At 41.2% G+C, this 24,770-nt stretch carries 22 protein-coding genes; 9 read left to right on the top strand and 13 right to left on the bottom strand.

Translation table 11 applies throughout. The features are described 5' to 3' along the window. On the top strand, window positions 1-1,591 hold a 1,591-nt coding region (locus MOB01S_RS12700; protein ID WP_066804195.1), incomplete at its 5' end, for a DNA methyltransferase. A 2-nt stretch (window positions 1,592-1,593) separates the two neighbouring features. Further along, window positions 1,594-4,410: a DEAD/DEAH box helicase family protein gene (locus MOB01S_RS09015; RefSeq protein ID WP_066804192.1), complete on the top strand. Its 2,817-nt coding sequence runs from the start codon at window positions 1,594-1,596 to the stop codon at window positions 4,408-4,410. 62 nt (window positions 4,411-4,472) lie between these two features. On the opposite strand, the gene pnp is transcribed toward MOB01S_RS09015, so the two are convergent. From pnp to MOB01S_RS09000, 3 genes are all read right to left on the bottom strand, one after another. Continuing rightward, window positions 4,473-6,563, bottom strand: a complete 2,091-nt coding sequence (gene pnp, locus MOB01S_RS09010; RefSeq protein WP_066804189.1) for a polyribonucleotide nucleotidyltransferase — start codon at window positions 6,561-6,563, stop codon at window positions 4,473-4,475. Between the two features lie 274 nt (window positions 6,564-6,837). Beyond that, the gene (gene rpsO / locus MOB01S_RS09005; RefSeq protein ID WP_066804187.1) at window positions 6,838-7,104 is read right to left on the bottom strand and encodes a 30S ribosomal protein S15; all 267 of its coding nucleotides are present in this window, start codon (window positions 7,102-7,104) and stop codon (window positions 6,838-6,840) included. Between the two features lie 274 nt (window positions 7,105-7,378). Beyond that, window positions 7,379-7,918 (bottom strand): hypothetical protein, encoded by a 540-nt coding sequence (locus MOB01S_RS09000; protein ID WP_066804185.1) that lies wholly within the window; start codon window positions 7,916-7,918, stop codon window positions 7,379-7,381. 157 nt (window positions 7,919-8,075) lie between these two features. Here MOB01S_RS09000 and MOB01S_RS08995 point away from each other — a divergent pair, with 157 nt between their 5' ends. Then, window positions 8,076-8,963, top strand: coding sequence for a LysR family transcriptional regulator (locus MOB01S_RS08995; protein ID WP_066804204.1), 888 nt, complete (start codon window positions 8,076-8,078; stop codon window positions 8,961-8,963). 17 nt (window positions 8,964-8,980) lie between these two features. On the opposite strand, the gene MOB01S_RS08990 is transcribed toward MOB01S_RS08995, so the two are convergent. The 6 genes from MOB01S_RS08990 to rnr all read right to left on the bottom strand — a co-directional run bounded on the left by MOB01S_RS08990 (window position 8,981) and on the right by rnr (window position 16,266). Then, window positions 8,981-10,213, bottom strand: coding sequence for a hypothetical protein (locus tag MOB01S_RS08990; protein WP_066804183.1), 1,233 nt, complete (start codon window positions 10,211-10,213; stop codon window positions 8,981-8,983). Window positions 10,214-10,239: 26 nt separating this feature from the next. Then, a complete protein-coding gene (locus tag MOB01S_RS08985; protein WP_245640025.1) occupies window positions 10,240-11,190 on the bottom strand; it encodes a glycosyltransferase family 2 protein in 951 nt (316 codons plus the stop codon). Continuing rightward, complete coding sequence (locus tag MOB01S_RS08980; RefSeq protein ID WP_169798139.1) at window positions 11,187-11,558, bottom strand: GtrA family protein; 372 nt, start codon at window positions 11,556-11,558, stop codon at window positions 11,187-11,189. Before MOB01S_RS08980 ends, MOB01S_RS08985 begins: the two co-directional genes overlap by 4 nt. A 1-nt stretch (window position 11,559) precedes the next feature. Further along, window positions 11,560-13,089 (bottom strand): hypothetical protein, encoded by a 1,530-nt coding sequence (locus tag MOB01S_RS08975; RefSeq protein ID WP_066804177.1) that lies wholly within the window; start codon window positions 13,087-13,089, stop codon window positions 11,560-11,562. A gap of 31 nt (window positions 13,090-13,120) precedes the next feature. After that, window positions 13,121-13,849, bottom strand: coding sequence for a class I SAM-dependent methyltransferase (locus MOB01S_RS08970; protein ID WP_066804174.1), 729 nt, complete (start codon window positions 13,847-13,849; stop codon window positions 13,121-13,123). A 185-nt stretch (window positions 13,850-14,034) separates the two neighbouring features. Beyond that, window positions 14,035-16,266 (bottom strand): ribonuclease R, encoded by a 2,232-nt coding sequence (rnr, locus tag MOB01S_RS08965; protein ID WP_066804171.1) that lies wholly within the window; start codon window positions 16,264-16,266, stop codon window positions 14,035-14,037. A gap of 70 nt (window positions 16,267-16,336) precedes the next feature. Here rnr and rimI point away from each other — a divergent pair, with 70 nt between their 5' ends. Next, window positions 16,337-16,804, top strand: a complete 468-nt coding sequence (gene rimI, locus MOB01S_RS08960; protein WP_066804169.1) for a ribosomal protein S18-alanine N-acetyltransferase — start codon at window positions 16,337-16,339, stop codon at window positions 16,802-16,804. A 104-nt stretch (window positions 16,805-16,908) separates the two neighbouring features. On the opposite strand, the gene MOB01S_RS08955 is transcribed toward rimI, so the two are convergent. Continuing rightward, window positions 16,909-17,475, bottom strand: coding sequence for an NUDIX hydrolase (locus MOB01S_RS08955; RefSeq protein WP_084349688.1), 567 nt, complete (start codon window positions 17,473-17,475; stop codon window positions 16,909-16,911). A 52-nt stretch (window positions 17,476-17,527) separates the two neighbouring features. On the opposite strand from MOB01S_RS08955, the gene MOB01S_RS08950 reads away from it, so the two are divergent. Next, window positions 17,528-18,268 (top strand): NUDIX hydrolase, encoded by a 741-nt coding sequence (locus tag MOB01S_RS08950; protein WP_245640024.1) that lies wholly within the window; start codon window positions 17,528-17,530, stop codon window positions 18,266-18,268. A 74-nt stretch (window positions 18,269-18,342) separates the two neighbouring features. Here the strand turns inward: MOB01S_RS08950 and rsfS are convergent, their stop codons facing one another. From rsfS to MOB01S_RS08935, 3 genes are read right to left on the bottom strand one after another with little or no spacing between them, the layout of a single operon-like run. Further along, window positions 18,343-18,714, bottom strand: a complete 372-nt coding sequence (rsfS, locus tag MOB01S_RS08945; protein ID WP_066804162.1) for a ribosome silencing factor — start codon at window positions 18,712-18,714, stop codon at window positions 18,343-18,345. A 31-nt stretch (window positions 18,715-18,745) separates the two neighbouring features. Next, the gene (nadD, locus tag MOB01S_RS08940) at window positions 18,746-19,384 is read right to left on the bottom strand and encodes a nicotinate (nicotinamide) nucleotide adenylyltransferase (RefSeq protein ID WP_066804159.1); all 639 of its coding nucleotides are present in this window, start codon (window positions 19,382-19,384) and stop codon (window positions 18,746-18,748) included. Then, window positions 19,384-20,175, bottom strand: coding sequence for an NYN domain-containing protein (locus MOB01S_RS08935; RefSeq protein WP_066804198.1), 792 nt, complete (start codon window positions 20,173-20,175; stop codon window positions 19,384-19,386). Before MOB01S_RS08935 ends, nadD begins: the two co-directional genes overlap by 1 nt. A gap of 148 nt (window positions 20,176-20,323) precedes the next feature. Between MOB01S_RS08935 and MOB01S_RS08930 the strand changes: the two genes are divergently transcribed. The 4 genes from MOB01S_RS08930 to fusA all read left to right on the top strand — a co-directional run bounded on the left by MOB01S_RS08930 (window position 20,324) and on the right by fusA (window position 24,629). Beyond that, on the top strand, window positions 20,324-21,250 hold the full coding sequence (locus tag MOB01S_RS08930) for a hypothetical protein (RefSeq protein ID WP_066804156.1): 927 nt from the start codon (window positions 20,324-20,326) through the stop codon (window positions 21,248-21,250). 96 nt (window positions 21,251-21,346) lie between these two features. Next, window positions 21,347-21,721: a 30S ribosomal protein S12 gene (gene rpsL, locus MOB01S_RS08925; RefSeq protein WP_029102685.1), complete on the top strand. Its 375-nt coding sequence runs from the start codon at window positions 21,347-21,349 to the stop codon at window positions 21,719-21,721. A gap of 146 nt (window positions 21,722-21,867) precedes the next feature. Continuing rightward, window positions 21,868-22,341, top strand: a complete 474-nt coding sequence (rpsG, locus tag MOB01S_RS08920; protein ID WP_066804146.1) for a 30S ribosomal protein S7 — start codon at window positions 21,868-21,870, stop codon at window positions 22,339-22,341. Between the two features lie 161 nt (window positions 22,342-22,502). Further along, window positions 22,503-24,629 carry an elongation factor G gene (fusA, locus tag MOB01S_RS08915; RefSeq protein ID WP_066804143.1) on the top strand — a complete coding sequence of 709 codons (2,127 nt, stop codon included), beginning with the start codon at window positions 22,503-22,505 and terminating at the stop codon, window positions 24,627-24,629. Window positions 24,630-24,770: the final 141 nt, after the last annotated feature.

Raw genomic sequence — 24,770 nt, 5'->3', positions numbered from 1 at the left:
AACCAACCAACCAACCAACCAACCAACCAACCAACCAACCAACCAACCAACCAACCAACCAACCAACCAACCAACCAACCAACCTAGCCTAAATCCGTCCGCCAGTCAAGTCAAATTTTTTGATGATGACGGCAACCTTAATCAAAACCTACTTATCAAAGGCAATAACCTACTTGCCCTACACTCTTTAAAACTCCGTTTGGCAGGGAAAGTCAAACTCATCTATATAGACCCGCCTTATAATACAGGCAATGACAGTTTTAAATACAACGATAATTTTAACCATTCATCGTGGCTTGTGTTTATGAAAAACCGCCTAGAAATCGCCAAAGAATTATTAAGCGATGACGGAGTGATTTTTGTGCAATGTGATGATAATGAACAGGCTTATTTAAAAGTATTGATGGATGAGGTTTTTGAACGAGAAAATTTTGTTGGTTGCAATATTATTTGTATTAATCCCAAAGGTCGCCAATCTGATAAATTTTTTCCAAGCACACATGACTATATACTAGTTTATGGAAAAAATATAAATTGTGTTGCAATTAAAGGCATTCCGCTAAATGATGAACAAAAAAGAGAATATAATTTAAAAGATGAAAACGGCATTTACAGAGAGCAAGGACTTAGGTTGCGTGGTGGTAGAGCTACCGCAGAAGAATCGCCAAGTTTATTTTTTCCAATTTACTACAACCCAAATATAGACAAAATTTCCTTAGAAAAAGAGAATGATGAGTTTATAGAAATTATTCCTAAATTCTCAAATGGGGAATTAGGTACGTGGCGTTGGAGCAAGGATAAAATTTTAAGAGATATTCAATTTTTAAAAGTGAGGCTTGTAAATAATGATAGATATGATGTTTTCCAAAAAGATTATTTAACATCCGAAAAAACCCAAAAGCAAAAAACCTTATGGCTTGATAAAGAATTTAGTAATGAAAAAGGTGGATTGCATATTAAAGAAATTTTTGAAAGTAAGGTTTTTTCTTATCCAAAATCTGAATATTTAATTAAAAGAATAATTGAAATTACAACCAACCCCAACGACATTGTCCTAGATTTTTGCTTAGGCTCTGGCACAACCTGTGCGGTGGCTCATAAAATGGGACGGCGATGGATTGGTATTGAACAGATGGATTATATTGATAATATTACCAAAACTCGTCTTTTAAAAGTCCTAGATGGCGAACAAGGCGGTATCAGTAAAGCGGTGAATTGGCAAGGTGGTGGTTCTTTTTGTTATTTTGAACTCAAAAAATATAATTTGCTTTATATTGAGATGATAAATCACGCCAAAACCATTAGCGAATTAAACGATGTTTATAACCAAATGAAAGAAAATGCCTTTTTACAATTTTGGTTTGATAAAAAAGAATTTGAAAAAGACGAAAATTTTAGGGCATTGGATTTGGACGAACGCAAACAAAAACTACTTGAATTATTAGATGAAAATCATCTTTATCTCAACTTTGCCGATATGAATGACATCAAATATCAAGTATCCGATGAGGAAAAAGCCCTATCCAATGCGTTTTATGGTGTATCAGATGATACAAAAACAACCGTAAATGATGATTTGTTTGGAGAATAATCATGGCAAAAAAAGGCACACAACAAGTCAAAGAAACATTGGACGAGTTTTTGTTTAACCAAATTGCAAACAGTGTAGAATATCATATTTGGCAAAAAGACTTTGAATTGCCCAGCGTGATTGGTGATAATTTATCCAAGCCTTTGCGTGATTATCAAATTTGTGCGATTAAACATTTTATTTATGTGTTTGAAAATTTTGGTATGGAATATGCTCGCCATTTATTATTTAATATGGCTACAGGCACAGGCAAAACTTTGACGATGGCAGGGATTGTATTATACCTGTATGAGCATGGTTATCGTAATTTTATATTCTTGGTGCACCAAGTCCAAATCAAAGACCAAGCGATTAAAAACTTTACCGATTATAAATTTGATAAATATCTATTTAATCCAAAAGGCATAAAAATCGGTGGTAAAAATATTCGCATTCACGCCATAGAGCGGTTTGAAGATGCCAAAAAAGACGATATTAACTTTTTATTTTTTAGTACCCAGTTGTTATATAGACGCATTACCGAGCCCAAAGAAAATGCGATTACTGCCGAGCACTTTAAAAATAATCTTACCGTCATTATCGCCGATGAGGCTCACCGCCTCAATGTGGATACTCGCAAAAAACTTACCAAAACCGATGAACAATATGTCCAAAATTGGGAAACTTCGGTGCAATCGGTGTTACACGCCAATCCAAAAAATCTACTGTTGGAATTTACCGCAACGGTGGATTTAAAAAATACCAACATTCACCAAAAATATAAAAACAAACTCATTTATCGTTATGATTTTTTACAGTTTAATAAAGATGGGTTTAGTAAAAATGTGGCTTTTTTATATAATGAAGAAACGCACATCAAAGACCAAAAACGCCTACTGATTATCAATGCGGTGGCATTAAGCGAATATCGGCGTTTATTTGCTCTGACAGAAATGAATGTCAAATTTACGCCCATTGTACTTGTCAAATCCATAAAAATTTCCCAAAGCGAAGCAGATAGGGCATTTTTTCATCAAGTGATTTCATCATTACATCGTGATGATTTTGAACATTTAAAAGAAATGAGCAAGCACAAGCAGGATTTATTTGATGAACAACATCGTTTTATCGAGCAAATGTTTGATTGGATTAGTAAAAACTTAATCAATCAGGGCGATAAAGATGGATTGCAAACCTTTATCAATCACATCAAAGAGAGTTTTTCTGAACATCAGACCTTTATTTATAACAGCAAAGAAAAATCCAATGCGGATAAATTATTAAACCTAGATACCGAAAGAAATACCATTCGGGCGATATTTTCGGTCAATGCTCTAAATGAAGGCTGGGACGTACTTAGTTTATTTGACATCATTCATTTTGACATTTCTAATAGCAAAAAAGTATCATTGCAAGACATTCAGCTAATCGGTCGTGGTGCAAGATTAAAACCCTATCAATTACCCAGAAAATACCGTGAAATCAAAAATGCGTTGTTTGAAAGTGGCATTAAAGATACAACTCATCAGCGTAAATTTGATAAAGCGATAGAACATAAAGGCAGAGTTTTAGAAACTTTTTTCTATCATTTTGTAAAAACAGGTGCATTTTTAAATGAACTCATTGCCGAATTAAAAGATAATGGCATTATCAATCAAGGGGTGGAAAAACGCACCATTTATCTTAAAAAGTCATTCATGCAAAGTCAGACTTATAAAAATGGCTTTGTGCTGGTCAATGAACAGCAATTTCGCCCAAAAACAACCGAAGATGATATTAACAATGTCTTTAACCGAGAGATTAAAGCCCATTCTTATCGCTTACATCAGCGTGGTTTGACCGACATGGAGCAAAATAATCACAGGGCTAATATCAAAAGTAAAACCATTTATTTAAAAGAACCGCATTTTAGTCGCGAAATGATTAGAAAGGCGTTAAGCTGTGCGGAAAATGGATTTTTTAGATTTGATAATATCACCCACCATATGACTGATTTAAAAAGTATCGATGTATTGATTGATGAATATTTGCCAAAATATCAGGTTATTTATTCTTATGAAAAAGGCAAGGACATTGATGAATTAAAACCCAATGAAAAGTTGCAGTTACTGATAGGGGCGATATTACCAGAAGTGCGTAAACTCATTGATAAATATCTGGCGATTATGGTGGGCAGTTTAGTATTTAAGCCCAAGCCACTTCGCAGTATTTTTAAACAAGAAAAGAGCATTTATCTTGTGGCATATCCAAAATTAAATCAGGAAAATACCAATAATCAAAATATTCATGAAGTGATTGATGAGCGTGGAAAAGCACAAACAAATCATCATAATAGCGAGCTTAATTTAGACATTGGGTGTCGTGATTGGTATGCTTACCATGAAAATTATGGCACAAGCGAAGAAAAGCGTTTTGTAAAATTTATTGACAGTCAGATTGATGAATTAAAGCAAAAATACCCCAATGCAGAGATTTATTTGATTCGTAATGAACTTGATTATTATCTGTTTAGTCCAAAAGATGGCAGACGATTTAGTCCTGATTATATGATGATTATCAATGATGTGGCAAATAAACAAATGTATTATCAGTGTTTATTTGAACCAAAAGGCGGACATTTAATGGCTCATGATGATTGGAAAGAACGGGTATTGATTGATTTACATCAAGAAAGTCAAATCAGTTTTAATCATCATGCCGATGATGATTATCAAAGCTATCTTGATGAAATCAGACAAAATAATTATCAAGAAATCAAATGTTTGGGCTTTAAATTTTTTAATAGCGAGACTGATAAATTGGCTAAATTTAAACAAGATTTTCAAGATAAATTATTGTAACTACCAAACATTAAAAACCGCCCTTATCTAAGAGCGGTTTTTTTAACAATCAAATCAAAGGCTTACTGCTCAATCCCCTTCATCGTCAGCTTAATGCGTCCACGATTGTCGATGTCTTGGACTTGAACTTTAACAGTTTGCCCTTCTTTTAGGTAATCGGTTACATTTTCAACACGCTCATCAGAGATTTGGCTGATGTGCACCAGACCGTCCGTACCCGGCAGAATGGTGACAAACGCCCCAAACTCCACAATGCGAGCCACCGTGCCTGTATAGACCGCACCCACTTCCACTTCGGCAGTAATCGCTTCAATCTTGGCGATGGCGGCACGAGTTGAGGCTTTGGATTCGCCAAAAATACGAATCACGCCGTTGTCATCAATATCCACCGTTGCCCCTGTCTCTTCGGTCAAGGCACGAATGGTTGCCCCACCTTTACCAATCACATCACGGATTTTTTCAGGGTTAATCTCAATGGTGGCATAGTTGGGGGCATGGGCGTTAATTTCAGTGCGAGAAGTGGCGATTACTTGGTTCATCGCATTTAGGATGTGGATACGACCTGCGTGGGCTTGGCGTAGAGCCTGCTCCATAATCTGTGGAGTGATACCTTCAATTTTGATGTCCATTTGTAGGGCGGTGATACCATTGACAGAACCTGCCACCTTAAAGTCCATATCGCCCAAGTGGTCCTCATCGCCCAAGATGTCAGAGAGTACGGCAAATCGTTCGCCTTCTTTGACCAGACCCATCGCAATGCCTGCCACAGGAGCTTTTAGGGGCACGCCTGCGTCCATAAGGGATAATGATGCACCGCACACACTTGCCATAGAGCTTGAACCGTTAGACTCGGTGATGTCAGAGACCACACGAATGGTATAGGGGAAACGCTCTACCTTTGGCAATACCGCTTGCACACCACGGCGAGCAAGGCGACCGTGTCCGATTTCACGGCGTTTAGGTCCGCTTTCACGACCTGTCTCACCTACCGAGTAGTGTGGGAAGTTATAATGGAGCATAAAATGGTCTTGTTTGGTGCCAGCAAGCGTATCCACCAAGTTCACATCACGAGTTGTGCCTAGTGTGGTAGTAACAAGGGCTTGGGTTTCACCACGAGTGAAAAGTGCCGAGCCGTGCGTATAGGGTAGTACACCCACTTGAATGTCCAAGGCACGCACAGTTTCTAGGTCACGACCATCGATACGGGGCTTGCCTGATAGGATATTATCACGGACGGTGCGGTATTTTAGGGTTTCAAACAACTCTTTGATTTCTTTGGCTTTGTCAGCATAGTCCTCTGCGGTTTCATCTCCTGCTAGGGCAAGGGCTTCTTTGGCAAGCTCATCAAGACGAGCATAGCGGTCTTGTTTGACGGTGATGGTATAAGCCTCACTCACTTTGGCGGTGAATTGCTCTTTTAGGGCGTTGTTTAGTTCTTCGTTGATGGTAGGTGGCACAAACTCGGCTTTGGCATTACCAACTGCCTGTGCAAAGGCGTTGATGTTGTCAATGACGACCTGCTGCTGGGCGTGTCCGTAGAGTACCGCCCCTAGCATTTGGTCTTCGGAGAGTTCATCTGCTTCGGATTCTACCATGAGTACGGCAGATTTGGTGCCTGCTACCACTAGGTCAAGCGAGCTTTCTTTCATTTGGGCAAGTGTTGGGTTTAGGATATATTCATTACCAATAAAGCCAACACGAGCCGCCCCAATAGGACCATTAAATGGAGCAGGAGAGATTGCCAAGGCTGCCGAAGTACCAATCATCGAGGCGATGTCAGCATCTTGGGTTTTGCCAGATGAAATAACAGTAGCAGTAACTTGGATTTCGTTGTAATACCCTTCTGGAAATAGCGGACGGATTGGACGGTCAATCAGACGAGAAGTCAGAGTCTCAAACTCACTGGCACGACCTTCACGCTTGCCATAGCCCCCCGGAATTTTGCCCGAAGCGTACATTTTTTCTTGGTAGTTGACGGTCAAGGGGAAAAAGTCCTGACCTGCAACGGCTTCGGGGCGGACAACCACCGCCACAAGCACCGACACATCGCCCATATGTACAAGCACGCTATTGGCTTGGCGAGCGATACGACCTGTTTCTAGGACAACTTGTTGGTTGCCGTATTGAAATTCTTGACGAATGACATTAAACATACATGTTCCTTTTAAATGATTGGGTTTTTCATTGATAAGATGATTTAAAGCCCTAAGAGATATTTTTGGGTATTTAAAATTTGTATGGGAAAAATTATTTGCCCAAAATCAATGTGTCATCATAGAGCAAATGGCAATTTTCCCCTACAAATGTGTCAAAAAACATCTCTTAGAGTTCTAAATCTCAACCTTATCAATCATTGATAAACTTAAAACAACAAAAACGGCACGCACACGCACGCCGTTTTTGAAAATTAGACAGCCTAATTTTAAATTAACGGCGTAGTCCAAGCTCAGCGATAAGAGCAGTATAACGGTCTAGGTCTTTACCTTTTAGGTAGTCTAGCAGTTTACGGCGTTGGTTTACCATACGGATAAGACCACGACGGCTGTGGTGGTCGTGTTTGTGCTCGGCAAAATGACCTTGTAGGTCGTTGATACGAGCGGTCAAAAGAGCAACTTGCACTTCTGGGCTACCAGTGTCGTTTTCGCCACGTTTGAATTTGGCGATGATTTCTTCACGGTCTTTGTTGGTTAGCATAACTAATCCTTAAAATAAGCAATGCGGAAAAATACAGGCAAACATTGCATTGCTAAGGTCTGCCTAAGCCTAATGGCACGTTCTATTATTGTAGCACAAAATTTTTAAAAATCCAAACAAAAGACGGTCTGGCAACCATATCTTTTGGTGGTTAGAATGCCCTAAATACCTTCCTATTTTATATGGTAAATGCCACTCAAAAAGAAACAAAAGCTTTTTGTTCGTAGTGAGTTTGTCATGGCTCCATGTGGATTAAGTATATGTCAAATGGCGTTTAGGACGCTCTGGTAATGCGATAGACCCCACTCAAATCGTATGCCTTATAGCGGGCAGGTTCGCCTCTTTTTTCTCCTGCATAACTTAAAGTTAAACCAATGGCATTCTCTTTATCAATCCAACCAATAAACATGCCACTATGCTCAATGTTGTTATAACTATAATTGACATGATATAGCCAATCTCCTGCCAAAATATCGTTGATGTTGGCATAAGGTGGGGTTTTGATGTCGCCTCTAAAAATGATGGTGCGTTGTTTGTCGCCAAAACCTGCTCGATTCCAAGCGGTATTTAAATAATCCCAACAGCCCCCTTTGATAATCTCGCCATTTTCTACCATTTGCCGAGCGGTGATTAGGATTTTTTGGGCGTTTGGTGTGGCGGTTAATTCAGCTTGGCTGATGATGTTGGCATAAGGGTGATTGTCAAACACTGAATTGGCAGAATTGATAAATGCAGGAGGTTGATAAAAAGGTAAATTTTGGGCGGTGGCGATTTGGGCGATAAACACGCTTGTGATGATGAGTAATTTTTTCATGAATTATTTGTAACGTTAAAATGGGGTTGGGCGATGATGGTAAATGTACCAAAATCAAGGGCGGTTGTAAATGGGTTTTCAAGAGCAATCCACCTGAAAAATTGTTGATTTTATGATACTATGATGAAAATTTTTAAACATCATGCCCCAAAAAGCCATGCTAGAAATTCGCCATTTACAAATGATTGCCGCCCTTGCTCGTCATGGTTCGCTTGCTATGACTGCTGATGAGTTAAACTTAACAGCATCTGCCATCAGCCATCAATTAAAAGAGCTTGAAAACTATTATGACATTACGCTAGTTAATCGCCGTACTCGCCCCATCAGTTTTACACCTGCGGGCAAATTGATGTTGCAACTGGCAGACAACATCTTGCCACAGGTCGCTCGTACCAAATCTGACATCAAACGTCTGGCACATGGGCAGGCGGGGAGATTGCGATTGGCGAGCGAATGTCATAGCTGTTTTGATTGGCTTATGCCGATTTTAAATGTCTATCGCAAAGAATACAGCGATGTAGAGCTAGACTTTGCCTCAGGGTTTGAACCTGAACCGCACCAAATGTTATTGACTGGCGACATTGACCTACTTATTACAGCCAGCGATTTGCCAATTGATGGCATTGTGTATCAACCGCTTTTTACTTATGAAAGTCGGCTTGTGCTGTCGCCTGCTCATCATTTGGCAAGTCAGGCTATGATTTTGCCTAGTGATTTGGCAGATGAGACACTGATTGTTTATCCCGTTGAGCAAGAGCGACTGGATATTATCGCCAAATTTTTAAACCCTGCAGGCATTACCCCCAAACACATTCGCACCACCGAGCTGACCGCCATGCTCATTCAGCTTGTCGCTTCTGAACGCGGTGTGTCGGCATTGCCTGATTGGGTGGTAAGCGAGTATGAGAAAAAGGGCTGGGTCATCTCACGTACGCTAGGCGATGGGGTGTACTGTCAGCTTTATGCGGGCGTGCGACAAAGTAGCCTTAACATGACGTACATGACGGGGTTTTTGGGACTGCTTGATGGGGTCAAAAAGCCGTAATCACCATACAATCCAAGTTATTTGGATAAATCTATTTTCCAAACACTGCCGTCCGCCAATAAAAAGCAACCAAACACATCATTGGATACAGTATGCACGATGGGGGAGGGTAGGGTTTTATCAATCGGTATTGGCTTGTTGTCAAATGTCAGCAGGCTGACGTTGCGGTAGCCTTTATGAGGAATGATGGCAAAACCTTGATGGCTTGTCACCAGATTGGTCTCAAACCTACCAATGGCGTGATTGGAATAGCCCTCACCCAATGCTGTTTCGGTAAGTTTGTCGCCCATTTGGGTGTATTTTACAAGCCGTCCAACCAAATGGGGCATTTGCACGGCATAAAGTTTATCATCAAAAACAAAAGGCGACTGCCAACGATGCTGGGGTAAGGGTGTACTTTGGGCGATGATTTTGAGGTGGTTATCAATGTTGTCAATCACAACTACCTTTGCTCCTTGCCCATTTCCTGACATGGTGCCAACAAGGTGGTTGCCATGTTGGTGGGGTAGGATTTGCACGGTGTTTGCCTCAAATACCAAACCTTTAACCGCTAAGGGCTTGGCAAGTGGGGTTAGGCTGTGGCGTTCCAAAAACTGTATTTGCCCTGCTTCTATATCATCGCCCAGTACTCCATGCTGATAAGTGGTGCTGTCGGGGTGGGATAATATGGCGATATGACCGTTAGTGTTATCGCCTGTAAAGTTAATTTGTACGGGGCGAGCGTCTGGCAGTACGGGGTGAAAACGAGCAACCGCACGCACCTCATCGCCCACCACTTCAAGGCGGACAAGACTTGCCGTGCCGTCATCATGAATCTCTACCGCAATAGTGGCAAATGGGAGCATGAGCATGGCAGAGTGGGGCGATAGGCGGACGGTGGAGCGGTGGATTTGACCGTTTTGGATTAGAGTAAAATAACCATCTTTGTTAGCAAATGCGATTTTATCAAATTTTGCCACAGGAGCGACCATATCCGACATGCCCTCGGCAAGTTTGGCGGGTCTGTCTGGGTGTGGTATTTGCCAAAGTTCACCTTTGTCATTGATGATGAGTATATCGGTATTATCGGTAAGGGCGATTTGTTTGGCAAATCCTACCTTTGATAAATCAAGCTCTGTCAGTTCATAAAAATTCTCACGCACCGCTTGGTGTTGGGTGGTTTGTTCGGTGGGTTTGGCACAGGCACATAAGTTTGCTCCAAGTAGGGCAAGTGCGAAAGTGGTTAATATCTGTCTGGCGTTATAATACATGGTACTTCTTGTGTGTTTGTCAGATGTTAGATGTGTGGCTGTGCTTCTTTTTTTGATTCTGATGATTTTAATACATAACGTGGGCGTTGCTTGGTTTCTATGTAAATGCGTCCAATGTACTCACCCAAAACACCAATGCTAATAAGCTGTATCCCGCCTAAAAACAAAATACATGCCAATAACGATGGATAACCCTTAACATCATTTCCCCACATTAGTGTACTGACAATGATCCATAAACCATACAAAAATGCACTGCCTGAAAATACCAAACCCACATACGTCCAAATTCGCAAAGGTACAGTAGAAAAACCACTGATGCCCTCTAATGCCAAATTCCACAATTTCCAACCATTAAACTTGGTTTGTCCTGCCACACGTTTTGGGCGATGATAGCCAACAATAGCAGTATCGCCACCCACCCATGCAAATATGCCTTTCATAAACAGATTTCTTTCAGGCAAAACAATCAAGGCATCCACCACAGAACGTGATAATAAGCGAAAATCACCCACATTTTCTTCAATATGGATATTGCTCATTTTATTGTGTATGCGATAAAAAAGATTGGCACTCCATCTTTTAAATGGGTGGTCTTCACTGCGGTCTATGCGTTTTGCCAGTACCATACTGGCACCTGCTTGCCAATGAGCAAGCATTTTGGGAATCAATTCAATAGGGTCTTGCAAATCAACATCTATGGGAATCACTGCTTGACCTGTCGCGTACTCTAACCCTGCAAACAAAGCAGACTCTTTACCAAAATTGCGTGTAAAGTGCAGTGTTTTAACCCATTTATCTTGTTGAGCGAGCTGATTTAATAGTACCTCGGTTTGGTCAGTACTACCATCATTACAAAACACCAATTCAACATGATAATCGTGTAAAGGCACATATTCACGAACAGTTTGATAAAATAACGGTATGCTATCCTCTTCATTAAAAACAGGAATAACCAAAGAAATCACAATACTCATGATGAATTTCCTTTACGAAAAACCAGTTTTTTTGCACCCAAAAACCCCAATATCACACTCAATACCATAAAAAAAGGTATGGCTAACCACGATGTCCATGCCAAATAATCCACAAGCCAACCTGAAAATATCGCCAAACTGCCCATCCATGCCACAAACGCCATATAAGACGACAGGTTTTGATAAGATTGTTGAAATGTCCATTTGGCATTTGCCCAATAACTAAATGTAGCGGTAGAGAAAAATGCCATACCATTTGCCCATGTGGCAGACACATCATTTGCAAGCAACAAACCAAATACCACAACATGAATTAAAGTATTCAATATCCCAATGAGTGAATAGATTCCAAACTGTTTGAATATCATTTTATTTTTCATTACCCCATAATAACCATGTACCATGCTGTGCAACCAAAACCTTATTTTGACAACTGGGATTTTGTTTAAGCCAGCTTTTAACATCATCTATCGGATTGTCCACCACTCGCATAACCAAATAATCATAAATGCTGCAATCTAAAATTTGGGTTAAATTTCCTTTTACTGCACCACGATTTTTCTTGTAATTGGGATAAATTTCTTCTGCTTTTAAACGCACAATCATCGCGGGCGATGTCGCAAAACTAAAATCCACCCAGCCATGTTTTTCTGCTTGATACCACTGTGCAAAATGGAGATAATTTCTATCAGTACTAATGCTAAAATCATGGCGTGAAGCTTCATCAAACAAAAACATGGCACGTTTGTTTGGCTGCATGTCTTGTTTGGTTTTTTCAAAATCAAGTCTGATGGCGGAGTATTGAAACTGTACATTATCATTGTGATTTTTATATAAAATAGCCAAGACACTCACCATAAAAAATGCCGTAGCCACTTGTGCGATATTATAACGCCCACCACGCAAATCTGTATTGGGTAGCCAAATTAACGCATAAAAAATCGGTAAAAATATTGCAAATCTTTGATATAAATAGGCAGTCTGAAATGCAATATGTGGCAATGCATACCAAATAATCAAACAAGCAATCAATGGTACATAAAGTTGCCACTGACGACTTAATCGGTATCCCATAAAAATCGGCAAAATCAGCACACCATAAAATGCCAGATGATAATGATAAATATCATTCATGTGCCAAGGCAAATACAGCAATTCTTGTGTTTTCCACAAAAAGGGATGTTGCTCAACATAACCTATTGGATAACCTTCAAAAAATGCAGGGTCAGGTTTTAAAATAATTCTTACCAGCATGATGGCAAATAATAGAAATACGCCAGTAAAATAAAAACGTTGTTGCCAATTGTGTTGCTTAAATGATGCCAAAAAATTGCAATACGCCACAAAACAAAAAAATGCAAAACCCAAAATATGGCTAAAATACAATAAAACACCCCAAGCAAAAACGATTGCCAACTGTTTTGGTTTGTGGGTTTCAAAATAATTTTTACACGAAATTAAAAAGAAAATACCAACAGGTACACTCATCATAAAACTGACAAATCCCCACTGATATGCAAATCCAAAAAAACAACTTAACGCCAAAAAATCCAATAGTTTATCTTTGCCATAAGCCAAACGTAGCTGTCTGATACTGATAACATACAAACAAAAAATAACCACCATCACCCACTTAGAAGCAGTGCTGATGTCCAGAAACTGATAAAAAAACCACCATAATAAATAAGAGGTTAAATAAGGTGTATCAAAATTGGTAAATACCATGTTTTGCCAAACACTTTTTCCTTTGATTAAATCATCCAAAGTTGTAACTTGTGCGGCATGTTGTGGCAAGTCAATTAAGGGTAAATAATCAGGATAAAGCAAAAAAATCAGACAGCTAAAAACCAAAACACCCAGTAATTTGGTTTGAGATTTGGGAGAAAAAAGTGTTTGCATAATTTTTTAATCTTATGATTTTAATATTAATTTAAGGTTTTTCTGCCAAACAAAAAACGGTTAATCCCGCCAATCTATTCCATTTTTGAAATGGAATTTCCATTTGGGAAGCCGTTAACAGTATGGCATTTGTTAAAGGGTGGTGTTTGACCAATTGGGATTTGGTTTCTTTTTTTGGAAAAATGCGTTCAAATAAACGCATTGTTAGTGCAATTGGGAAGACCGCCCCAAAATAATAATGGTTTTGAATGATATTTAAGCCTGATGATTGAACAGTTTCTGCCAAATGCTGGCATGTGTAACGGCGATAATGTTCCAAGAATACATCATGACTGCTCCACAAAAATTGAAATGCAGGCACTGAAATTAAAAATTTTGTACCACTTGGCACTTGCTCAACATAGGTTTTTAATAAACCCACGTCATCTTCAACGTGCTCCAACACATCCATCATTAAACACAAGTCAACAGGTGCAATACCTGCCTGAGCCGTATCCAAAATAGACCGTCTAAAATACAGAGGCTTTCCTGAATGTGTGTCATCATATTCAGTTGGATAACTGATATCTACACATACACCTGCTTGAACATTAGAATGCTCGAGCAGATAGCGAGAGAAATAACCAGACCCAGCACCCACATCAAGTACTGTTTTTGCTTGAACATTGTGCAAAATATTTTGCATGGCACGAGCTTTGGCGATATAGTACCAGTGTTTATTTACATCATCACCTAAAATATCACTTTCTTTTAAATCCATGACTTACCTCTGAATAAATAATTAACGTAATGAACTTATTATTTTATCATAAAGAAGTGTATAAAACCAAAATAATCATTTGATTTTAAGTGTTATGCAGTGTCATTTAAAGAGTTTAATGTTCATGTATAAAAAATCCAATCAAGCTAAACTTAGGGTTTGGATTGATTTTTTGGGTGTTTGATTTATTTTTTACTGTTCTTATGTGCCTTAGCCTTTTTCACCTCTTCCCCCACCTTCTCCACCAACGCAAAATCAACTTGGAGTAAATCCATATTCACGCCAGCGACCTTGATTTTGATTTGTTCACCCAATCCAAAAGTCGTACCAAGCTCGCCAATGAGTGCTTGTTGTCTTTCGTCATACTCATAGTATTCAGCTGACAGATTTGAGATGTGGATTAGTCCGTCTATAAACAAATCATTTAAGGTGATAAAAAGTCCAAAACTCGTTACGGTGGTAATCGTACCTATAAATTCATCGCCCAGATGTCTTTGCATATAGTGGCATTTAAGCCAGCTTTCCACATGACGACTGGCTTCTTCGGCACGGCGTTCGGTGGTAGAAGTTTGTTCGCCCGCTTCGTCTAGGCTTTTGTAAATCGCAGGTTTGGATTTTTTATTTGTTACTTTGTCCTTGATGGCTCGGTGAAGCATAAGGTCAGGATAACGGCGAATAGGGCTAGTAAAATGACTATATTCATCATACGCCAAACCAAAATGTCCGATGTTGTCAGGGCTATAATTTGCCTGCATCATGGAGCGTAGGAGCATAGAGTGAATGTTTTGGGTGTCCGCTCGTCCCTCTGTTGCCTTGATGACTCGCTGATAGTCGCTGTGTGTGGGGTTTTCGCTGGGGAATGCCAAACCAAAAGATTTGAGGTATTCAGACAATTTGGCACTTTTTTCGTCAGAGGGCTTATCATGGTTGCGATATAGGGCGGGTAACTCATGTTTTAGGGCAAAATTTGCCCCACAAGTATTGGCAAGAAGCATCATCTCCTCGATGAGTTTGTGAGCGTCTCCTCGTGTGCGTTTTTTGATGTCTGTGATGTCGCCATCTTCGCCAAATACGATGTAGCTTTCGGCAGTTTCAAACGCCATTGCTCCACGTTCCTCTCGTTTTTTATCAAGGATTTGGTACAGTTGATAAAGTGTGTCCACCGATTTACAAACATCAGGATTTTTTACCAAATCATCAGGCAGGGTCTCATTGGTGGGGTCGTCAAAATAAGCATTGACTTGGTTGTAGGTGAGCCGTGCCTGTGAGTGCATGATGGCAGGGTAAAATTCATAGCCTGTAACTTTGCCTGCTTTTGACAGCTTAATATCTGCCACCATACATAGCCTATCCACTTTGGGATTTAGTGAACATAGCCCGTTGGATAGTACCTCTGGGAGCATGGGGATAACACGGTGAGGAAAATACACGCTCGTACCACGCTCGTATGCATCTACATCAAGGGGTGATTGGGGGGTTACATAATGACTTACGTCTGCAATAGCAACCACCACACGATAGTTGCCCCCTGCACGCTTACACGCATAGACGGCATCGTCAAAGTCACGTGCGTCCTCACCGTCTATGGTGATGAGTGGCAGGTTTCGTAAATCCACTCGTCCCTTAAAGTCTTTTTCGGTTGGCTCATCATAACCATCTGCTTGTTCTAACGTATCTTTACTAAATACAGATGGTATGCCATGGTTTAAAATCGTAGTTTCTATGATAAGTTCACGGTCGTTTAAATTTGTTAAAACTTCGCTGATTTTGCCTGTAGCATATTCTTGGTAGGTGGGCATATCAATGATGGCAACTTTGACACTATCGCCTTCATGCACGCCAAACTGTGCCACATCATCATCAGTCAGTGTGATGGGTTGGTGAGCATTTGTTCCTGATAGACGAACAAAATACCCCTCATCATCGCTGTCTATCACACCCACAAATTCTGTGCTGGCACGGCTTAGCACTTTGGTGATACGAGCTTCGGCTTTGCCTTTAAACTCTGTTGCTACCGCCTCAACCACATCTTTGTCAAAAACCACACGCATTTGTTTTTCGTGGATAAAAAGGTCTGGCATATCAGGCAAACTGACAAAACCAAAACCCTTAGGGTTGGCAATCACTTTGCCTATTACAGTGGTGGGCAAGGGAGCAATGCTAAAATGAATGCCGTCCGTGCGTTCTAGTTGGTTGTCCCGTAACATGGCTTTTAGGCGGTTGGTTAGGGCAAAAAATCGCTCTTCATCGCCCAAAATCTCAAAATGCAGTCCCAAACTCTCCATCGTGGCAGGTTTGCTGTCGTTATTCATCTGGGCGACAGTTTGTAGGATAAGCAGTCGTGAGGGAATGGGGTTTTGGTATTTGTTTGCTTCGTCTATGGCGTTGGGGTCATTCCATAAAGGTTTTTTTGTCATGATTTTCTCTTTTTAAATACAAATATTTGGGTTATCATAACACATTTAATCACATTATCATGTAACTTTTATGACAGTTTTTTTAAATTTTAATGACCCCAAACACGCCAAACAGGGGGGGTGTGTCAATGTTATTGCCAAAATTGAAAATGAGCTTTTTGATGATGCGTGGGATAGCCTTGCCATCAGTGAGGTTTTGGGGCAGTTTGGGGCAGGGATGATTGTTGCCGAAAATGATGACGATGATGTTGTGGGTTATTTGATTTATCAAATTGTTTTTGAGGTGGCAGAGGTGTTACGCATTGCTACTGACATGGATTATCAAAAAAAGGGCGTGGGAAAAGGCTTGCTTGATGAGTTTGAAAGGTTATGCAAAGAAAAAGAGGCACAGCGGATTTTGTTAGAAGTGCGAGCTGACAACGCCCCTGCCATACGCCTGTACGAACGACAAGGGTTTTATCAAATTGATGTGCGAAAAGGTTATTACAAAGATGAATGGGGGGTGGTGGATGCACTGATTTTACAAAGGGATTTGTGATTTGGTGTTGCGTGAAAAATTGTCATCAGTAGGTGCGTAATACGCACCGTTTAAGGCTTGGGGGTTTTTGGGTGCGTTGTACGCACCTTACAGCTTATTATCCTTTATGTGTTACCCAAACACACATCATGCAAAGGATAATTATTAAAATCCTCACTATCTTTGCCCAACTTTTCCAAGCGTTCTTTATCCGCCAAATATCGCTCAATGGTCTGACGTACCGTCTCAAATGCTAGATTTTCCATGTCTATCTCATCAGGATAAAACAGACCGCATTCTAGACTCTCACTCCCTACGCCAAATGCCCCATCTTGTAAATTGGCAAGATATATTGCATGAATCTGCCCCCATTGTGGCAAATCAAACAGGGTGTAGAGTTTTAAATTTATCGCCGTGCCGTCCGCTTCTTCCCATGTTTCACGTTTTGCCCCCTCCGCCATCGTCTCGCCAATCTCCATAAAACCTGCTGGCAATGTCCAGTATCCATAGCGTGGCTCTATGGCACGCCGACACAGCAGGATTTTGCCTTGATGAATGGCAAGTGCCCCACAAATCATCTTGGGGTTTTCATAATGGATATAACCACACGATGAGCAGACGAGACGTTCACGACTATCGCCTTGTGGTATGGTATGGGTGGCGGGTTTTCCGCATTGCAAACAGTAGGGCATGATTTGGTGTTATAATAATCAAGATATTCAATGATAAATGAAAATAACCAAAATGACAAATGATTTTGTGCAAGATTTTATTGATAAACAAATGGTGTATGTGCCAGATTCACACCGTTTTTATGATTTGGTGCAAGCATTGGCAAACTATCAAGGCGTGGATATTTTGCCTTATACTAACAACAACGAACTCTTAACAGGGCTTGTGCGTGAAAATGCGATAAAACATTATCAAAAATTATTGCATGAAGAACGCCCACCGCAGGCGTGTGTACTGATTGTCATCACTGATGAGCCAAATCCACGCCTGCTTTTGACACGTCGGTCGGCTCGTCTAAGTAGCCATGCGGGGGAGGTTTCTTTTGTCGGTGGTAAACGAGATGATACTGATAAAAGTTCGGTAGAAACTGCCTTGCGTGAAGCGTATGAGGAGGTGGGGCTAGATAGGGCGGATACGCAGATTTTGGGGTATTTGCCCATGCAAATTTCCAAAAAGGGGTTGTTGGTTCGTCCTGTGGTTGTTTGTATATCGCCTTGTGCGGTGGATAGGCTTATGCCTAGCGAAGATGAGATTGATAAGCTGTTTTGGTTGCCGTTTGCGGTATTGCAAACTGCTCCCACCAACCACATTTTTGATAGGGAGTTGCCAAATCAAACCGCCAAACTTCACACCCCTGCTTGGATTTATGATGATGAAGTGATTTGGGGGCTGACAGGGCGGATTTTGGCAAGTTTAATGGAAATAGGCTTTGGGATTAAGTGGGGGTGGTATTATTGGGTAAAACAATGTTAAAATTTTGTGAGTGTATTTTAAATTACAAATAAATAGAGCTTGTCCTAAGCACAAGCCCCAATGAGATGAACGGATTACACCCTCTGTACCGCCAACGCCTGCAAAGTCTCAGGCGATGACCACAATCCTTCCAAATCATAAAATTCACGGGCTTGTGGTGTCATGATGTGTACCACAATCCTTCCCAAATCCACAAGTGTCCAATCGCTGTCTTTGTCGCCTTCACGCCCAAGTGGCATGAGTCCTTGTTCTTTGGCACTGGCACCCAATTTGTCCGCCAGTGCTTTGACATGGCGTTTGGAGGTGGCATTGGCAATAATCATGCGTTCTGCCACTTCGGTCAAATGCTCTACGGTGATGACGGTGATGTTAGTGGCTTTTAGGTCGTCTAGGGACTTGGTAACTAGGGCGATTTGGTCGTCTAAGGATAGATTGTGATTGCTCATGATTTTTCAAAATTTTAAAACTAATTTGGCATTATATCACAGTTTTATAAAGTTTTTGTTGTTTGATATAATCAAAAATTGCACAAGGCAGGTGCGTGGGCGTTTTATTTTCTAAAAAGTCCTGTCTGATTTGGCTTGATGAGACAGCTCTGATGGGACTGTTGTCGTAAAAAATAGAGGCTTGATTGAGAAATTGATAAAAATCGGTCGTGATGTGATTGACAATGCTTTCATGCACTTCTTTGTTGTTGCAAGCTCTGGCAAATGCCCAAATTTTGACCAAGGTCAAAATCTCTTGATAATTTTTCCATAAGTGTAAACTTGACAAACTATCACCACCCATGACAAAAATTCGCTCATCATTAGGATATGTATTTGCCAATGTACGCACGCTATCAACGGTGTAGATGGGCGGTGTTTGGTGGATTTCTAGGGGGCAGATTTGGGCAACAACACCCTCATTTTTTAACATTTCGCACGCCAAATCCAGCATGGCAAGGCGGTGAGTAGGAGAGGTGGGGTTATCCTTAAAGGGGTTGCCTGCGGTGGGCAAAAAATAGATGATAAAAGGTGTTTTTTGGGCAGTCAATTTTTTTGCCACATAACGCACCATGTCCAAATGTCCCTCATGCACAGGGTCAAAACTACCACCAAAATACACTCGTATCATCAGATGGTCAGCTCTGCGTCAGAGATGAGGTCGGCGATACGATTGCGAACAAAAACGACTTTGTGGTGATCGCCGTTTGGATAACGTTCGGTAAGCTCAAAATAACGAGGGTACGCCTTTAAAAAATCGCTAAATTTGTCATAATTAAACAGTCGTGAATCAAAATCAGGTTCAACTTTTAAAATATAATTTTTGACAGGGGCGATGTTTGCCCAGCCATGTTCGTCCGCCATACTGTCAATGGCACTTTTGACGAGAGCGATGGCAACGTCAATGGGTTTAAATTGGTTGTTGTCAGAAAAAAGCATGTCTGCTGAATCATAAAAGTCCACATTGGGTGTTCTTTTTTGCTCTTCAAAAACTTCTAAATAAGTAAAGCGGTCGCAGGCTTGCATAAAGGCTTTGGGAGTGTGTTTTTTGCCAAAACCGTAGACAATAAGCCCCTCCTCACGGATACGTTGGGCAAGGCGAGTAAAATCGCTGTCAGAGGATACCAAACAAAAACCGTCAAATTTACCTTTGTACAACAAATCCATGGCATCGATGATGAGGCTAGAATCGGTGGCATTTTTGCCATTGGTATAAGAAAACTGCTGAATGGGCTGAATGGAGTGTGATAACAGTACGCTTTTCCAGCTAGCAAGTTGAGGTTTTGTCCAGTCAGCATAGGCACGGCGAACATTTGACCGCCCAAGGGTTGCAATCTCATTGAGCAGTGCTTCAAGATGGGTCGTGGACGCATTATCAGCGTCAATCAAGACAGCAAGATTGGCATCGTTGTGGGTGGTCATGATTGTTGGTGTGAAAAATAACTTTTTGATTATTGTAACATAAATTAAACAATATTCATATATGGTTTGGTGGGTCAATAAATCCCTTTGTATTTTTGGCGTGGGTGTGATAAGGTGTGAATTATGTTTAGCAAATTTAGGTAAAATTATGACAACACATCATACGCAAAAACAATTACACGCCAACAAAAAACACACCAAACTTGGCAAACTAGGAGCATATCTGGGAGCGGTGTATGCGTCCGACAAATCTTATCAAGCTGTTGATGTTGGGTTGACATTTGATAAAAAATTTGTCAGTGCACAAGCCCACCAATTTGCCAAAGAATTGCTTGGCAAACGCATTTATGGAGCGTGTACACTTGCCCAAAAAATCCTGCCCACCAAGATGCTTGTTCATTGGTCTGATGAAGTCTATGATAAAGTGGCGACTTGGACGCATAATTGGGCACTACTGCGACTGCAAAAAGACGAACGATTTGCCAATTTAGCGAATCTTACTCGCCAAGAGCGAGATGAGTTTGTGGACGACATCATCAATCAAAATCGCACTTGGCTGAGTCTGGGTGGTGCTTTTGGGGTATTTGGATTAAAGGGGGTGGTGCTAGAATCAGCGTGGCTTTTGGTGATGTTGCTACGTACAGTATATGAGCTGGCTTATATTTATGGGGTTGATGTGTCAGGCAAAGATGGTGTACGCACGGCTCATGCGGTGGTGGCAAGTGTAGATGAAACATTAATTGGGCAAAAACAAATCCTACTTACGACACTGACAATCGGACGCATGGTGCTCAAAAATGCCCAAACCACAGGACTTGCTAATGAGCTTTTGGCACTTAGTACCAATCCGTTGACCAAACAATATGGCGATTATCTTGATGAGGTTTTGGGGTGGTTTGACATGGAAAAGTCAGATTTGGATAAATTTAATTCTGCATGGCTGTATCATCTGTGCTCGGTGGCTTCGGTGGGGGCATCAGTGCATTATAACAACCAAATTTTTGAGAATGTGGTGGGCGTGGCAAAGGCGACTTTTGGGCAGGTGGGTGAGATAAAATTGCTTGAAAATGCTTGAAAATTTTTGCAAAATCACGTATAATGGTATATTAGCCCTATAAAGGGTAAAGGTCGGCTTTATAAGCCATATTGTTATTAACGGGAGATATTGCCTATGGCAACTACAAACCAACTTATCCGTAAAGGTCGTAAGACCATTACTGAAAAGTCAAAAGTACCAGCACTACAAGCTTGCCCACAACGTCGTGGCGTTTGTACTCGTGTATACACCACCACCCCTAAAAAGCCAAACTCAGCCATGCGTAAAGTATGCCGTGTGCGTTTGACTTCTGGCTACGAAGTATCTAGCTATATCGGCGGTGAAGGTCATAACCTACAAGAGCACAGCGTTGTGCTTATCCGTGGCGGTCGTGTAAAAGACCTACCAGGTGTGCGTTATCACACCGTTCGTGGTGCGTTAGACTGTGCGGGTGTTAAAGACCGTAAACAAGGTCGCTCTAAATATGGTGCAAAACGTCCTAAGGCGTAATGCAATTAAACTAATGAATTGTGCATGGCTTGTGAGAATGTGTGTTAATCTAACCATGCCACATCTACAATCATGCAGTAAGGCTGGCTAAATGCTTGATTTGTAAAGTAAATGCCAGATTTACCCTGAAGACATAAGGAATTATTATGCCAAGACGTCGTGTCGTAGCTGCTCGTGAAATTCTACCAGACCCAAAATTCGGCAGCCAAACCATCGCTAAATTCATCAACCAAGTAATGGTTGATGGTAAAAAATCAGTCGCCGAAAAAATCGTTTACGGTGCATTAGAGACTGTTGCTGAAAAACGCAAACTAGAAGATCCAGTTGCTTTCTTTGAAGAAGTGCTTGAAAGCGTTCGCCCAACTGTGGAAGTAAAAGCTCGCCGTGTTGGTGGTGCCACTTACCAAGTACCTATGGAAGTACGTCCCTCCCGTCGTACTGCCCTAGCCATGCGTTGGTTGGCTGATGCTGCTGCTAAGCGTTCTGAAAAATCAATGGCTCTACGCCTAGCTGGTGAGCTTAATGATGCTGCTGACGGTAAAGGTGCCGCCATCAAAAAACGTGATGACGTTCACCGTATGGCTGACGCAAACAAAGCGTTCTCTCATTTCCGCTTCTAATTTGTTGTCTAAATCGCCAGATTAGAGCGTGCTTGGTTTGGGTTGGTGTGTTCATTAACTCAAGCCAAACAGATTCAGTTATTTTGTGATGATTAATCTGACATTAATCCTGTTGATAGACAAAATAACACCCAATTAACACAATTTTTCTAGGAAAAATTATGGCACGTAAGACCCCATTAAACAGATATCGTAACATCGGTATCTCTGCTCACATTGACGCAGGTAAAACCACCACGTCAGAGCGTATTTTGTTCTACACAGGTAAAAGCCACAAACTAGGCGAAGTGCACGAAGGTGCTGCGACTATGGACTGGATGGAGCAAGAGCAAGAACGTGGTATTACCATTACATCTGCCGCTACTACTTGCTTTTGGTCAGGTATGTCTGAGCAATTCCCAGAACACCGCATTAACCTAATTGACACCCCCGGTCACGTGGATTTCACGATTGAAGTTGAACGTTCTATGCGTGTGCTTGACGGTGCGTGCATGGTGTATTGTGCGGTAGGTGGTGTACAGCCACAGTCAGAAACTGTATGGCGTCAAGCTAACAAATATCGTGTGCCACGTTTGGCATTTGTTAACAAAATGGACCGTACAGGTGCTAACTTCTTCCGTGTGGTTGAGCAAGTTAAGCAACGTCTTGGCGGTAATCCTGTACCTGTGGTTGTGCCAATCGGTGCTGAAGATACTTTTGAGGGTGTGATTGACTTACTTGAGATGAAATCCATCATTTGGGACGAACCATCTCAAGGCATGAAATTTGAATATGGCGAGATTCCTGCTGACCTAGTTGATACTGCCAACGAATGGCGTAATAACATGGTAGAAGCTGCTGCTGAAAGTTCAGAAGAGCTTATGGACAAATACCTAGAAGAAGGTGATTTGTCTCGTGAAGACATTGTAGCAGGTTTGCGTGCTCGTACGCTTGCATGTGAAATTCAGCCCATGCTATGCGGTACTGCCTTCAAAAACAAAGGCGTACAACGTATGCTTGATGCGGTGATTGAATTCTTGCCAGCACCAACAGATGTCGAAGCCATCAAAGGCATCCTAGACGACAAAGACGGTACTGAAGGTAGCCGTGAATCTTCAGACGATGCTCCGTTTGCAGGTCTTGCATTCAAAATCATGAACGACAAATACGTAGGTAACCTAACTTTCGTACGTGTTTATTCAGGTGTTGCAAAACAAGGCGACAGCGTCTACAACCCTGTCAAGATGAAGCGTGAGCGTATCGGTCGTATCGTTGAAATGCACGCCAACAGTCAAAACGAAGTTGATGAAGTGCGTGCAGGTGACATCGTGGCATTTGTTGGTCTAAAAGACGTAACTACTGGTGATACTCTGTGTGATAATGATAACATCATCACCCTAGAACGCATGGAATTCCCAGATCCAGTTATCAGCCTAGCGGTTGAACCAAAAACCAAAGCTGACCAAGAAAAAATGTCTATTGCACTAGGTCGCCTTGCCAAAGAAGACCCATCATTCCGTGTACGTACTGACGAAGAGTCTGGTCAAACCATCATCTCTGGTATGGGTGAGTTGCACCTTGACATCATCGTTGACCGCATGAAGCGTGAGTTTAACGTAGAAGCCAACATTGGTGCGCCACAAGTTGCTTATCGTGAAACCATTCGTTCAACCGTTGAAGTTGAAGGTAAGTTTGTGCGTCAAACAGGTGGTCGTGGTAAGTTCGGTCATGTATGGCTACGCCTAGAACCGCTTGACCCAACTGGCGAAGTAGAGTATGAATTTGCCGAAGAAATCGTAGGCGGTGTTGTACCAAAAGAATACCATTCTGCGGTAGATAAAGGTATTCAAGAGCGTATGAAGAATGGCGTTTTGGCTGGCTACCCAGTCGTTAACGTTAAAGCCACCTTGTATGATGGTTCTTACCATGATGTTGACTCTGATGAGTTGTCATTTAAGATGGCAGGTTCTATCGCATTCAAGAAAGGCTTTATGCAAGCCTCTCCTGCGTTGCTTGAGCCTATCATGAAAGTTGTGGTGGAGACCCCAGAAGATTATATGGGTGACATCATGGGCGACCTAAACCGTCGTCGTGGTGCAGTGCAAGGTATGGTGGACTTGTTTGGTGGTGTCAAAGAGATTACTGCCGAAGTACCACTTGCTGAGATGTTTGGTTATGCAACACAAATGCGTTCTATGTCTCAAGGTCGTGCAACTTACTCTATGGAATTTGCTAAGTACCAAGAAACTCCGAAGAACGTTGCTGACGAGATCATCAAAAAGTACACCGCCAAAGATGATGATGAGTAATTTACTCATTGACTAAAAAATAAGACAATGAACAACTTGAAAAATGCGTTCATTGTCTCCATATTACATGGAACTTTCCTGTAAAGTACATTTATTCACAATTTAATTAACTTGGTTAATTATTTTTTAAAGGAAAATATC

It is taken from the genome of Moraxella oblonga NBRC 102422, from assembly GCF_001598275.1.
Classification (GTDB): Bacteria; Pseudomonadota; Gammaproteobacteria; order Pseudomonadales; family Moraxellaceae; genus Moraxella; species Moraxella oblonga.
Note: the sequence above shows the minus strand (reverse complement) of the source record. Positions and strands in the feature narration are given on the sequence as shown.